The sequence below is a fragment of the Myxococcus xanthus genome (assembly GCF_013116825.1).
GTDB lineage: Bacteria > Myxococcota > Myxococcia > Myxococcales > Myxococcaceae > Myxococcus > Myxococcus xanthus_B.
Genome location: NZ_JABFNS010000028.1, coordinates 41,132 through 55,171, shown reverse-complemented (window position 1 = coordinate 55,171; position 14,040 = coordinate 41,132). Strand labels below are relative to the sequence as shown.

General features: G+C 71.0%; 9 protein-coding genes. 8 read left to right on the top strand and 1 reads right to left on the bottom strand.

What is annotated here, in order from left to right:
* Window positions 1-14: 14 nt before the first annotated feature.
* On the bottom strand, window positions 15-2,453 hold the full coding sequence (locus tag HNV26_RS10755; protein WP_171441614.1) for an MtsA protein: 2,439 nt from the start codon (window positions 2,451-2,453) through the stop codon (window positions 15-17).
* Window positions 2,454-2,555: 102 nt separating this feature from the next.
* On the opposite strand from HNV26_RS10755, the gene HNV26_RS10750 reads away from it, so the two are divergent.
* Genes HNV26_RS10750 through HNV26_RS10715 form a run of 8 tightly spaced genes read left to right on the top strand, consistent with a single transcriptional unit; the run spans window position 2,556 to window position 13,870 of the window.
* Window positions 2,556-2,954: a hypothetical protein gene (locus HNV26_RS10750; RefSeq protein ID WP_171441629.1), complete on the top strand. Its 399-nt coding sequence runs from the start codon at window positions 2,556-2,558 to the stop codon at window positions 2,952-2,954.
* Window positions 2,955-2,993: 39 nt separating this feature from the next.
* A complete protein-coding gene (locus HNV26_RS10745; RefSeq protein ID WP_171441613.1) occupies window positions 2,994-5,261 on the top strand; it encodes an AgmX/PglI C-terminal domain-containing protein in 2,268 nt (755 codons plus the stop codon).
* 52 nt (window positions 5,262-5,313) lie between these two features.
* Complete coding sequence (locus HNV26_RS10740; RefSeq protein ID WP_171441612.1) at window positions 5,314-5,949, top strand: outer membrane beta-barrel domain-containing protein; 636 nt, start codon at window positions 5,314-5,316, stop codon at window positions 5,947-5,949.
* Window positions 5,946-7,562: a hypothetical protein gene (locus HNV26_RS10735; RefSeq protein ID WP_171441611.1), complete on the top strand. Its 1,617-nt coding sequence runs from the start codon at window positions 5,946-5,948 to the stop codon at window positions 7,560-7,562. The genes HNV26_RS10740 and HNV26_RS10735 overlap by 4 nt, the downstream gene beginning before the upstream one ends.
* Window positions 7,559-10,828, top strand: a complete 3,270-nt coding sequence (locus tag HNV26_RS10730) for a tetratricopeptide repeat protein (RefSeq protein WP_171441610.1) — start codon at window positions 7,559-7,561, stop codon at window positions 10,826-10,828. The genes HNV26_RS10735 and HNV26_RS10730 overlap by 4 nt, the downstream gene beginning before the upstream one ends.
* Window positions 10,810-11,319, top strand: coding sequence for a hypothetical protein (locus tag HNV26_RS10725; protein ID WP_171441609.1), 510 nt, complete (start codon window positions 10,810-10,812; stop codon window positions 11,317-11,319). The genes HNV26_RS10730 and HNV26_RS10725 overlap by 19 nt, the downstream gene beginning before the upstream one ends.
* Window positions 11,316-11,951: a hypothetical protein gene (locus tag HNV26_RS10720; protein WP_141620684.1), complete on the top strand. Its 636-nt coding sequence runs from the start codon at window positions 11,316-11,318 to the stop codon at window positions 11,949-11,951. The genes HNV26_RS10725 and HNV26_RS10720 overlap by 4 nt, the downstream gene beginning before the upstream one ends.
* Window positions 11,951-13,870, top strand: a complete 1,920-nt coding sequence (locus tag HNV26_RS10715; RefSeq protein WP_171441608.1) for a tetratricopeptide repeat protein — start codon at window positions 11,951-11,953, stop codon at window positions 13,868-13,870. Before HNV26_RS10720 ends, HNV26_RS10715 begins: the two co-directional genes overlap by 1 nt.
* The last annotated feature ends 170 nt before the right edge of the window (window positions 13,871-14,040 follow it).

Sequence of the window (14,040 nt, the reverse complement as noted above, 5' to 3'; positions counted from 1 at the left end):
AGCCAGGTGACGGCCTACAGCGTGAGCAGGAACGCCAGCAGGTCATCGCGCTCCTCGGGCGTCAGCGCGCTGGCGTGGCCGTGCTGGGGCCCGGACGTCTCCAGCAGCGCGCGCAGCGCGAAGCGCGTCTCCACCACGAGCCGGTTGTCCTTCACCCCATAGCCCGCGGTGGCGCTCGTCAGCAGAGGCCACACATCCCACGCCCCCACCAGGGACGGCGTCGCCGCGCCGGGCACCAGGTCCTGCTGCTCCAGCCTCAGCGGCAGCGCCAGCGGCGTGCCCACCTGGAGGTACCGACCCCGCGTGGCCAGGTCCTGGTCCAACGTATAGAGGGGCGCCGGGTGACACGTCGCGCAGGCGCCCTTGCCCTCGAACAGCGCGCGTCCTCGCGCCGGGCGCCCCACCCTCCCATCCGGCAACGCCACCGTCTCCAACGGTGCGCCGTCCACCCCGCGATGGGGGTTGGGCGGCGTGACGATGAGCGCGTTGAAGAGGGCCAGCGCCTCCACCTCCGACGGCGACAGGTCCGGGTTGCGGAAGCGGTTGCGCGCGCCCACGAAACGCACCGTGTCCACGAGGCTGACGTGGCTGGCGGGCGTGAAGTACGGCGGTGTGTCGCGACTGCCTCGCAGCGTCGTGGAGCGGTAGATGCGGTTGGGCTGCGTCTTCTCGTAGAAGATACCGCCCGTGTGGCCCTCGATATGGCAGCCGTCACAGGTGATGCCCGTGCGCCCCAGGTCCGCGTAGTAGAGGACCTGCCCCAGCCGGCGTTTGGCCTGCGCGCGAGACGTCTCCACCGGAAGCTGACGCACCACTCGCGCCTTGCCCGCCTTCGCTTCGCGCACGTCCACCACCGCCACCGTCCGGGTGAACCGGTTGAGCACATACAGCGTGCGCGCGTCGGGTGACAGCGCCAGCGCGCTGGGGCCCGAATGGAGCTCGTCGCCTGCCCTGCCCCGGACCCCGAAGTCCTCTGGCGGCCGGATGCGCGGCGTACCGTCGGGCGGCGCCACCGCCACCTCCTGGAGCACCACGCGCCGGGCGGGCGCATCCCCCGCCACCAGCGCGCGCGCATCCAACACCCGCACGAGCCCCAGTCCCACGTCCGCCGCGTAGAGGAGTCCCGCGCCGTCATCCAGCGCCAACCCCTCCGTGCCGCCCGCGCCGAAGCCCCGGTGCCGCACGTAGCCGCCGCGCGAGGGCTCCACCACCGACACACCGCTGTTCGCGCTCACCTCCATGCGCTGGGGATTGGGCCCCACGTTCGGCCCCAGGCTCGACATGAAGACGTGCCCCAGCCGCTCGCTCGCCACCAGGAAGCGCGGCGCCTTGCCGCCCATCACCTGCTCGCGGAAGCGCTCGGTGTTGCCGCCGACGATGGAGACACCCGGCCCCGGCGCCACCGTGGAGACGAGCGCCCCGTCCTCCTGCCGCAGCAGCTCCAGCTGCCCTGTCTGGAGACTGCCCACCGCCAGCAGATCCTTCCACCGCGCCAGCGCCCGAGGGTTGGGGTCCACCGGCGCCGACCAGCGCACGCGTCCGTCCGCCAGCGACAGCGCCTGCACCTGGTCCCGCACACGCTCGGCCACGAAGGCCACGCCGGCTCGGCCATCCACGGTCAGCCCCTCCGCCCCCAGTGGCGCGGGCAGCACCCGAGGCGCGGCGTCCAGCGCGTCCAGCGCGTCCAGCGCGTCCAGCGCATACAGCCACAGCTCGGGCTGATACCGGTGCGCCACGCCCAGCCAGGGCCGGCCGTCCGAATCCATCCAGGCCGCCAGCGCGGAGGGACCGTCTCCCGTGGCCAGCCGTGACACGCGCCCGGTGTCGACCTCCAGCGCGAACACCGTGTCGGTGGGAGGCGAAGCAATGAAGAGCGTGCGCCCATCCGGCGCGGACACCATCGCCGTCAGGTCGGTGAAGGCCGCGTCGTTCACTACCGTGAGCCGCGCCGAGCCCTCCGACTCGGCGCCGTCCGCCCCGACGAGCCGCGCCTCCACCACCGCTTGCGGCGCATCCTCTGGCAGACGGAGCCCCGCGGGCAGCCGCGCATAGGCGTGCGTGGCGTCCACCACCGTCAACGGCAGACGCAGCGACAGCGGAGGGCCCAGCGACAGCGACAGCCCCGGCACCAGCCGTTCCCCCTGGATGGAGAGCGGCTGGGATGTCTCATTGCTCGTGAGCCGAGGCCCCACGGACGACAACACAGGGCGCGCTGCGACGGATACCGGAGCGGGTGCGGCTGTTTCACGGAGCCGATGCACCACCACGCCCGTGGCGACCATCGATACACTCAGCACCGCCAGCACCGCACGCCTGCGATTCATGCTCATCCGCGCCCGTAGCATCCGCGCGAGAGCATCCCCCATCCTCCGGTGAACTCGAAACGCAGCACGGCACGCCATCTTTCCAGCGTCCCGGCAACCTCCCGCCTCACCGTGGTGAACACGCCCCACATGGGGTGGAGTGCCCTCTACACCTGGGCGCGCACGGCGTCACATGCGCGCGCCGGAGTGTGCGTTGACAGCTCGGTACACGCATCGCTTAACCTGTTGATGATGCGACGCTTCCTCTTCTGCATGGCTGTCGCCCAGCTCCTCGGCGTCGGCACGCTGGTGGCTCCGGCCGAAGCCTGGGCCCAGAGCCGCGGCCGTACCTCGCGCCAGGCGAAGTCCAAGGCCGCCAAGAAGGCGGCCTCCAAGACGCCGCCGAAGATCGAGACCAAGGGCTCTGCCGTAGTGGACCCCGTGACGGGCGACGCGGCCACGGCCTCCTCCAACGCGCTGCCGCAGCGAGGCCCGGCGCGCATCGACTTCGATGACCGGCTCATCCAGGGACAGACGAACAAGTCCGGAGCCGTGTACCTCTATGACCGCAAGGAACTGAAGACGCGGTCGATGATCCGCGAGCGCGAGAGCTTCCGCTCCGAAACGCTCTCCACGGTGTACGACCCCTAGGGCAGCACCGCCCCCCAGCCCTTGAATGGAGCGTCACCGTTGAGCGGTCAGCCCAGCGTCCTGCAAGTCGTCATCCTCCGCGACGGTCTCCTCGTGGGCACCGAGGTGTTCGTCCCGGGCACCTACGCGCTCGGCTCGGATCCGTCCTCCGACCTGCGCCTGGATGACCCGTCCGTGGAGCCGCGGCACGCGCTGCTCTACTTCCAGAACGGCCGCGCGGCGGTGCAGGACGCGGGCTCCAGCACGGGGCTCTTCGTCAATGGTCACCGCGTCTCCGCCTGTGAAATCCGGCCGGTGGATGAGGTCCTCTGTGGCCCCTTCATCCTGAAGACGCGCGTGCTGTCGCAGAAGCCGCAGGAGGCCAAGCCGCAGCCGCCGCCCGAGGTCGCCGCGCTGCTCGGCGCGGCACCGGCGCCCACGCCGTTCGCCGCGCCGCCGCCGCAGGCCACCGCGGCCCCGCCTCCCTCCGCCGCGCCCGCGCGGCAGCTCCGTCCGGCCACGGCGGTACCGCCCGTGTCCACCGCCACCATGCCCGCCGCGCGCGTGCCACAGCAGGTGGCCGCGGTTCCTCCCGTCCACGTGGCGACGCAGCTGGCCTACCCCACGCCCGCGCAACCCGTGCCCGCGGTGGCCGTGGTTCCACCCGTGGCGCGGCAGGCCGCCGTCCACGCCGCTGGCGGCCACGCGCATGAACTTCCGCAGGCGCAGCCCGCCGTCCTCCCCGTGTCTGGAGCGCAGCAGGCTCCCGCGGGCGTACCGGCGAGCACCGTCCCCTCCGCCCGCCGCCGGGCCGCGCCGGAGCCGGCCCCCGCGGCCAACGCGGGCATGCAGTTCGCGGACGAGCTGATGGCGGACCTCGCCCTCGATCCGCTCCCGGAGCCCACGGGGCCGCTGCTGCAGGAGCAGCGCGCGCTGGCGCGGCCCACGCATGCGCCGCGCATCGCGCCCGGCAAGGGCACAGCGCAGCTCTACCTGGAGCTGTACTGGGGCGCCGTCCGCCGCGACGCGCGCCGCTTCGCGCCGGACAAGAAGAAGCCGGTGCAGGCCTCGCTGGAACTCGAAGGGGCCATGCCCCTGTGGGGATTCACGCTGCCGGAGGGCGCGCCCTTCACGCTGGCCGAGCCGCTCAACAACGCCTTCCGCCTCTTCGTGCCGCCGGGCACCGACGTGGAGAAGAGCGGCGGTGACGGCCGCTTCACCCCCGTCACCGGCGCGGCCCTGGAGTCCGACGGCAGCCGCCGCTTCCTCACGCTGCGAGAGGGCACCGCCGCGCGCCTGACGCAGGGGCAGATGTCCCTGGTGGCCTACGCCGCGCCCAAGCCCGCGCGCGTCTTCGTCAACCCGCTCAAGGGCCTGCCCTGGCTGACGCTGACGTGCCTGGGCCTCTTCGCCTCCGCCATGGCCGCGTTCCTGGTCATGAAGCCGGACCAGCCGGAGGTGGCGGACTTCCAGCACAAGAGCCTGCCGCCCGTGGCCCTGCGCCTCATCGCGCCCGAGCCGAAGAAGAAGGAAGAGGTGAAGAAGAAGCTGGAGGCCCTCCAGGAGAAGGTGAAGAAGCCCACCAAGGAGAAGGTGGCGGAGAAGGCCCCACCCAAGCCGGCGGAGAAGACGCCACCACCGCCGAAGCAGCCCGAGAAAGCGGTGGCCGCCGCCACGCCGCCGCAGAACAAGGCGCTCAAGGCGCTGGCCAAGCTGTCCGCCGCGGGCCCCGCCACCAACGATTTGCTCGCCGCCGTGGACAAGCTCGGCAGTGGCCCCGGCAGCAAGAACGCGAAGAACTCCAACTACAAGCTGTCCGGCCTCATCGGGAAGGCCCCCATCGCCAACGCGGGCCTGGGTACCTTCGGGCTGGGCGGCGGCGGCAAGGGCGGCGGCGCCACGCTGGGCGCGGAGCTGCTGCGCGGCAAGGGCGGCGGCGGCATCGGCGCGCTGGGCGCGGGCGGCGTGGGCAAGGGCAAGGTGGGCGGCACCGTCACCCGCGCCACGGCCCGCAGCATCGCCTCCACGCAGGGCACGGTGGACCGTGAGGCGGTGGCGCGCGTCATCAACAGCAACCTGCACGAGGTGCACGGCTGCTATGAGCGCGCGCTGCTCAAGGACCCGGGTCTTGCGGGCAAGGTGGTGCTGGAGTGGACCATCGGCGCGAACGGCCGCGTGGTGGCCGCCAAGACGAAGTCCTCCACGCTGCGCAATGCCTCCGTCGAGTCCTGCATCCTCTCCAAGCTGAAGTCGTGGACGTTCCCTGCCCCCAAGGGTGGCGTCGTCATCATCACCTATCCGTTCCTCTTCAACTCGGTCGGCTACTGACGTGGCCTCAGTCCGCGCGTCCGTTCCCGTCCTCCCCCAGGAAGCCCCCACCGTGCGATACGCCCTGCTCATCCTCTTGCTGCTGACGCCCGGACTCGTCCGCGCGCAGGCCGAGGCGCTGGAGAATCCCGGCGCAGTGTCCGCCATCCAGGAGCGGCGATTCCGGATGCACCACGAGCTGCTGCTCGGCGTCGGCGTGCTGCCGGCCAACGCCTACTACAAGGGCCTGGTGGGCACCGTCGGATACACGTACCACTTCACCGACACCTTCGCGTGGCAGGTCGGGCGCGGCACGTACAGCTACAACCTCCAGACGAGCCTGCGCCGCCAGCTCGAGCGCGACTTCAACACGTCCCCCAACGCCGCGGCCTTCCAGGACCAGGTGCAGTGGATGGTGGGCTCAGACCTCGTCTGGAGCCCGCTCTACGGGAAGATGGCCTTCCTCAATCAGTCGGTGCTGCACATCGAGGCCTTCCTGCTGGGCGGCGGCACGGTGGTGAAGCTCGACCGCGACGGCGGCTTCCGGCCCGCCGTCAACGTGGGGCTCGGCCTGCGCCTCTTCACGGGCAAGACGCTGTCGCTGCGCCTGGACGTGACGAACAACACCGTCTTCACGGGCGCCACGCGCGTCATCCAGGTGCCCCTCATCCAGCTCGGAACCGCGTTCAACTTCGGCGCCACGGAATGACCTCCCGCTCGCTCATCGCCGCGCTCACCAGCGCCGCGCTCCTCGTGTCTCCAGCGCCCGCCGACGCGCAGTCTCCGGCCGCCGCGCAGCCCACGTCCACCGCCCCAGCGGCCGCGCCCATTCAGGGCGCGACTCCGGCGGGAGCCAAGGCCCCCGTTGACGCCAAGGCCGACACGCCTGACGCCGGCAAGCCCGCCGCGAACGCCCCAACGGCGAGCGCGGAAGCCCCGCCGCCCGCGCCGCAGAAGGTGGACCCGGGCGTCTTCGACAAGGCGCTCAAGGACTACTTCGACGGCAAGCCGCGCGCCGCCGCCGGGCCGCTCCACGCCTGGCTGCAGGCCGCGCCCAAGACGGACGAGAACTACGCCTGGGGCCAGTACTTCCTCGCGCGCAGCCTCATCGACCTGGGGCTGACGCACGCGGGCGCCTCGTACCTGGCCCGCATCGCCCGCGAGCGCTCCAACCCCAACGTGCTGCCTCGCGCCCTGGACACGCTCAAGGCGCTGACGGACCGGCCGCACGACGAGGTGATGATTGACGAGCAGGTGTTCGGCGCGCTGGACCTGGGCTTCCTCCCGGAAGAAACGGGCGCGTATGCGCACTATCAGCAGGGCCTGGTGGACCTGCGCGTGGGCAACGAGCGCTGGGCCAACACCCACTTCGCCAAGCTGCCGGAGACGAGCCCCGAGGCCAGCCGCGCGAAGTTCGCGCTGCTCGTCACCCGGCTGAAGCAGGTGAAGGAGCCGTCGGACGAAATCATCTCCGACTTCCTGGCGCTGTCCGAGGACGAGAAGCTCACCCGCGAGGCCCGCAACGAGGCGGCGCTGGCGGTGGCGCGCCTGCGCTACGAGCGCAAGGACTTCCAGGGCGCGCTGGAGGCGTATGACCGCGTGAAGCTGCCCGAGCTGGACCCGGGCCGCGCCAGCCTCTACCTGGAGGAAGCGTGGACCCGCTACAAGCTGGGCGAGCTGCGCGCGTCGCTGGGCATCCTCACCACGCTGGACGCGCCGTCCTTCCGTGACGAGTTCCTGCCGGACAAGTACCTGCTGCGCGCGCTCATCTACCGGGACTTGTGCCACTACCTGCCGGCCAAGCGCGCCGCCAAGGAGCTGACGCGGCGCTTCGCGGACTCGCTGGAGGCGGTGCGCAACCGCGAGGACCTCACCCAGGACGTGCGCCTGCGCCGCGCCGCCAACGCCCGTGGAAGCACCCAGCGCGCCGCGCGCTTCCTGGAGACGTTGGAGCTGGAGGGCGAGCGGCTGGGCCGCTACGCCGGCAGCTTCGGCGACCGGCTCTTCTCGCACCTGACGAAGCTCTATGACTTGTCCCGCGCCGAGGCGGTCCGCGTCCATGACGCGCGGCTGGCCGAGGCCGTCCGCCAGGAAGCGGACACGCTGCTGCGCGCCGCCGAGCAGGTGCGCCTGATGGAGTACGAAGTGGGCCTGAAGCTGTACGAGCGCGTGAAGAAGGGCGCGCGGATTGTCGCGCCGGAGGACGAGCAGATTCTGTCGCCCACGCAAACGGCCTACCGTTTCGACGGCGAGTACTGGAACGACGAGCTGCGCTCCTACCGGGTCCGCATCGACAGCCGCTGCATCGAGGAGACGCCATGACCGGCCACCTGACGGGCCTGATTGCCGCCGCGATGCTCGCGGCCGCCCCGGGTGGCGCTGGACGTCCCGGCCCGGGCATCAACCCGATTGTCTCCAAGGCCAAGGAGCGCGACGAGCTCATCGCCAAGCTCAAGCGCGACATCTTCAAGGTGGACCGCGCCATCGGCGAGACGGAGCGCCTCATCTCCAAGAGCCGCAACGCGCCCTACCTGCCGGACCTCCAGTTCCGGCTGGCCGAGCTCTACGTGGAGAAGAGCCGCTACGTGTACTACCTCCAGGCCGAGTCGCGGCCGGAGGGGGCCAGCGGCGCCATCGTGTCCCCTGAGACGCGGCTGCTGAAGCAGAAGGCCGTGCAGATGTACTACCGGCTGCTGCGCGAGTATCCGGACTTCAAGGACGGCGACCAGGTGACGTTCTACCTGGCGCACGAGCAGCGTGAACTGGGCCAGTTCGACGAGATGCTCAAGACGCTCGGCGACCTGACGCGCAAGTTCCCCGGCAGCCCGCTGCGCCTGGAGGCGGAGCAGATTCTGGGCGACCACTTCTTCGACAAGGCTGACCTGGGCGAGGCGGAGAAGCACTACCAGGCCATCCTGGAGGCCCCGCCTTCGCCCGTGCACGACCTGGCCCGCTACAAGATGGGCTGGATTCGCGTGAATCAGGCCAAGCACGCGGAGGCCGTCACCTTCTTCGAGGCCGCGGCCGCCAGCGCGCCGCTGCCCGGCGTGGACGTGAAGAAGGCGCTCAACGTCAAGCGCGAGGCCCTGCTGGACCTCGTGTACAGCTACACCGAGGCCAAGCCCCCCAAGGGCGCGCTCAACTACTTCGAGAAGCTCAGCGACAGCCGCGCCACGTACGCGCTCGCGCTGGACAAGCTAGGCAACCGCTACTTCATCAAGCAGCAGTACGAGTGGGCCATCCCCGCGCTGCGCAAGCTGATGGAGATTCAGCACGACCCGGAGCTGGACCTGGAGCGCGGCCAGAAGCTCTACGACGCCATCAAGGCCTCCAAGGGCAAGGTGCTGCCGGACCCCGAGGACCTGCGAATCCTCGTGCGCGCCGCGGTGCAGAGCAAGACGGACCCCGAGCTGGCGGAGGCCGAGCGCAAGAAGCACCTGGTGGAGCTGGAGGAGATGGCGCGCGACCTCTCCACCCTGCTCCACGTGGAGGCGCAGAAGAAGAACGACAAGGCGCTCTACGTGAGCGCGGCGGAGGCCTATCAGGCGTACCTGGGCCTCTTCCGGCCCGAGCAGCACGTGCGCACGATGATGAAGAACCGCGCGGACGCGCTGTTCTCCGCCAACGCGTACCCCGAGGCCGCGCGCCAGTTCGAGGAGCTGGCCCGCTACCAGGCGAAGGCCAAGGACGCGAAGGGTGAGGAGGAGGCGCTCAACGCCGCGCTGCTGGCGCACTTCTCCACGCTCAAGCCGGAGGAGGCGCAGACGCGCAACGCCTTCGAGGTGGCGGACGCGCGCCAGGCCATGAAGCTGCTGGGCGCCGACTTCGTGTCGCGCTACCCCCGCAGTGAGAATGCCCTGGTGGTGAAGTTCAACATCGCCCGCGCCTACTACGAGGACGGCGAGTACCCGAAGGCCGCGGAGCTGTTCACCGCCTTCGCGCTGAGCCACCCGCAGCACAAGGAAGCCCCCATCGCGGGCAACCTGGCGCTGGACAGCCTGCGGCAGCTCAACGACTTCAAGGGCCTGGATGAGACGGGCAAGAAGCTGCTGGGCGCGCCGCTGCCGGCCAGCTTCCGCGCGGACGTGCAGAAGATTCTCACGCAGAGCCGCGCCGAGGCGCTGGATGAGCTGGCCCTGCAGAGCGCCCAGGAGACGGGCGACGTCATCCAGGGCCTGGTGAAGGTCGCCGACGAGAACAAGAACTCCGACATCGGCGAGAAGGCGCTCTACGGCGCGTTCACCGCGGCGCGCGAGAAGCGCGACATGCAGGCCCAGCGCGAGCTGGGCGCGAAGCTGGTGCAGGACTACCCGAAGAGCCAGTACCTGTCGGACGTGCTCCTGACGCTGGGCCGGCACGCGGCGGAGGCCGCGGCGTTCGGCGAGGCGGCGGGCTGGTTCGAACAGGTGGGCCAGAAGCTGGGTGGCGACTTCGCCGCCGTGGACGGCTGGCTGGCCGGCGCGCGGCTGCGCATGGCGCTGGGCGAGCACAAGGAGGCGGCGCGTGACCTGGAGGCCGCCGCCGACATCGCTGGCGCGCGCAAGGCGGACATCCTGGTGATGCTGGCGGAGACGCGGCTGAAGCAGAAGGACTACGCCCGCGCGAAGACGGCGGCCGAGGCCGCGCTGAAGCTGGACCGCCACAGCGCCGCCGCGGCGGCGGTGCTGGCCGAGGTGCAGGCCACCACCGCGCCCACCGCGCCCGCGGACGCGCTCATCGCCACCCTCACCACCGCGGTGCAGGGCCCCAACGGCGGCACCGAGGAGGCGGCGAAGGGCCTGTGGTACCTGGGCGAAATCCTCTACCGCGGCTACAAGGACTTGCCGGCGGACCAGGTGGAGGAGAAGGTCGCCGCGCTCCAGAGCATGGAGGGCATCTACACGCAGGCCGCGTCGCTGGGCTACGCCGAGTGGGCGGTGGCCTCGCTGTGGAAGCTGGCGCTCGCATACGGCCACATCGCGGACGTGGTGGAGGGCACGGCCGTTCCCGCGGGCCTCTCCGCCGCGGAGGCGCAGCAGTTCCGGGCCGCGGTGAAGGAGCAGGTGACGCCGCTGAAGGCGCGCTCCGACGAAGCGTTCAAGGCCTGCTTGTCCCGCGCCGAGTCCCTGGAGGTCTTCAGCGCCGCGGTGGTGGGCTGCCGCGCTCGCACGGAGACGGCGGCGCTGCCGGTGCCGCAGCCGGGCACGCCCACGCAGCCGGCGTCGCTGGAGGAGCTGCGCAAGAAGGCCGAGCGCACGCTCAACGCGGAGGCGCTGGAGGCGCTGGGTCTGGCCTACCTGGACGCGCGCCAGTACGGCATGGCGCAGCTCACCCTGGGCCGCGTCACGGAGCTGCAGGACACGCGGGCCTCGGCGCACTCCGCGCTGGGTCTGGCGCTGCTCCACATGGGGGACGCCATGGGCGCGCGCGAGGCCTATGGCCGCGCCATGGACTCCGACCCCACCTTCGGCAAGGCGCGCCTCAACCTGGCCGCGCTGCGCTGCCGCTTCGGTGACGTCGACGGCGCCCGCCGCGAGCTGGCCTTGCTCAAGGACGTGGCCTCGCTGGGCGGCAACGACGTGGATGGCGGGTGGAAGGCATGCAAGTGAGGCCCTCGCGTGCATCGTGGCTCGGCGTCCTGCTCACCGCCCTCCTCTGCGCTTGTGGCGACGAGGGCGGGCGGCTGGAGGGCAGCGTGACGTCGCTGCTCGACCTGCGCTACGACCGCGCGGAGGCGCAGCTGGCCGAAGGTGAGCTGGCGGTGAGCTTCGTCACCCAGCAGGGCACGGGCACCAACACGGTGCTGAAGGTCAGCGCCCGGGTGCAGGACATGCTCCCGGCGGGCTACACCGGCTCGCTGGACGTCAACCTGGCGGAAGTCCTGGCCAACGGCGCCCAGCGCGGCGCCATTGGCCGCAACGTGCTGGATGAGCCGGCGCGGACCTTCCCGGAGCTGCGGGTGGGTGGGCTGAAGGTGAAGGCCCTCCCCAGTCAGCAGGGCCAGCGCATCTCCGGCGAGTTCCACGTCACGTTCGTCAACGGCACCCACACCTATTCCGGGCGCACCATCTTCGGAAGCTTCGAGGCGACGGTCCCATGAAGCGCTTTGTCCTGCTCACCCTCCCCCTGCTCTCCGCGTGCGGCGCCAGCTACAACATGCGCGTGCCCGACTCGATGGAGAAGAAGCTCCCGTACGAGGCGCGCATCGAGCTGCTGGAGGCGGAGAACAACCTCGCGCTCGCCATCGACAGGGTGGACGAGGCCGACAACGAGATTGGCCGCGCCCGCGACAACATCCGCCGCGCCCGCTCCCGCAAGGAAGCCGCGGAGGATGAAGTGGACCGCGCGTCGGACGAGGTGTCTCGCGAGGTGGCGAAGCTGGCCATCGCCGAGGCCGAGGCCCGCGTGGAGTACCTGCGCGCCCGGCAGCGGCTGAGCGTGGGCCTGCGGGACGTGGAGCGGCTGGCGCTGCGCTGCGCCTTCGCCGAGTTCGAGCTGGCCCGGCTGCAGGCCGCCCGGAAGGCGAAGGTCGAGGGCAGCGAGCGGCTGGACCCGAAGGACTTCGAGGAGCAGGTCTCCGAGTGCAAGGCGGAGGTGAAGGAGGAACGCGCCGAGCTCGCTGGAGACGAGAAGGAAGAGAAGACGGCGCGGGAGGCGTGGGAGGCGAAGAAGGCGGCGCTCGCGAAGAAGACCTTCGACGCGCGCGCGAGTCCCTACGTGGAGAACCTATAATGAAGACTGCCAGCTTCCTGGTGCTCCAGTTCCTCACCGCGCAGGCCGCCGAGCCCGACACGGCCACGCTCGAGCGCACCGCCGCCGTGGAGAGCGCGCGGTTGGCCGAGTCCCCCGACGACGCGGATGCCCTGTACCGCCTGGGCACCGCCTTCCTCGCGCTCAACACGCCGAAGAAGGCCGTGGCGCCCCTGAAGAAGCTGGTGGCCCAGGAGCCGGACCTCATTCCGCCGAAGCTGGCCCTGGCCCGCGCGCTGCGGCTGTCCGGTGAGCCGGAGCAGGCGCGCACGGTGCTGGACACCGCCATCGCCGCCTTCCCCGAGGAGTCCACGCTCCGGGCCGAGCGCGGCCTGCTGGCGCGCGTGCTGGACGAGCGCGACGTGGCCATCAGCCAGTACGCGGTGGCGGTGGAGCTGGCCCCCCAGGACGCGGAGCTGCGCTTCAACCTGGGCGAGGCCCTGCAGCGCGCCAACCGCACGGACGACGCCATCGAGGCCTACCGTGAGGCGCTGAAGCTGGACGCGAAGCTCAACGTGGCCCGCGTGAATCTGGGCAAGGCCCTGGCGGAGAAGGGCCTCAACGGCGAAGCCAAGGAGACGCTGCGCGAGGCCACCCGGCAGAAGCTGGGTGACACCGAGGCGCACTACAACCTCGGCGTGCTCCTCATGCGGGAGAACGACCTGGACGGCGCCATCGCCGAGTACCAGCGCACGCTCGCCGCCGCCCCCAAGCACGCCAGCGCGCACAACAACATGGGCGTGGCGTTCAACGAGAAGGGTGACCCGCGCAAGGCCACCGACGCCTTCCTCAAGGCCATCGCCGCGGACCCGAAGTTCGCCGAGGCGCACTTCAACCTGGGGTTGGCGTACTACCAGCTCGGCGACTTCGCCCGGGCCACGAAGGCCTTCGAAAAGGCCGTGGTGCTGGAGCCGCAGCGGTCCAGCGGGCCGTACACGCAGCTGGGCCACCTGTACCTGACGCAGGGCAAGAAGAAGCAGGCCGTCGAGGCCTTCAAGACGGCCATCGAGAAGAGCGCCGAGGACGGGAAGAAGACGACGGAGGCGTACCAGGGACTTGCGCGCGCGTGGCTCAGCCTGGGCAAGGCGGACGAAGCGGTGGCCACCCTGAAGACGGCCGTGGGCGCCTTCCCGAAGGACGCGAGCGCCCGCGCCGCCTATGGCGAGGCCCTGCGCGCCAAGGGTGACTTGGATGGCGCCATCGCCGAGTACGAAGAGGGTGTGAAGCTCGCCCCCACGCCGGAGAACCGGCTGGCGCTCGCGGATGTCTACGCGCAGAAGCGGGTGGGCGCGAAAGCACAGCCGCTCTACAAGGCCCTCCTGGACGAGGACCCCGCCAATCGCGCCGCGAAGCTGGCGCTCGCGGACCTGCTGCTGGCCATGGGCGACTATGTGGCGGCGGAGGGGCTGCTCAAGCCCAAGGACGGCGAAGAGGCCGACACCGCGGCGCTGGCGCGGCTGGGCATCGTCCACTCGCGGCGTGGGCGGCCGGACCTGGCCGTGTCGGAGCTCGAGGCGGTGGTGGCGAAGGATCCGGCGCAGTTGGAGGCTCGCGCGGAGCTGGGCTTCATCTACCTGCGTGGCGGCGACGGCGCGAAGGCGAGGAAGGTGCTGACGTCCGTGCTGTCGGTGGACCCGCGCCACTCGCTGGGCCTGCTGTACATGGGCCACACGCTGTACCAGCAGGGCAACACCAAGGGCGCGGAGAAGTCCTTCCGCAACGCCGTGCAGGCGGACCCGAACTTCGCCGAGCCGCACAACGCCCTCGGGCAACTGCTGGAGGCGACGAAGCGCATCGACGAGGCAAAGGACGCCTACAAGAAGGCCGTGCAGTTGCAGCCGGACCACCCGGATGCGAGAGACGCGCTGAAGCGGCTGACGGCGTCCGCGCCCACGCCGTAGGCCGCTCGCGAAACGTCTCGCCGCAATGCATGCGGCGAGATGAGCGGAGGGTGCGCACTCCCCCGCCGTAGGCGTCTCGCGAGACGTCTCACTGCAAGGCCTGCGCGCGAGCCCACGGCAGCGTGGACAGGTGAGCGCATGGGCATCGCGTCCGGGCAGTCCTGCGGTGA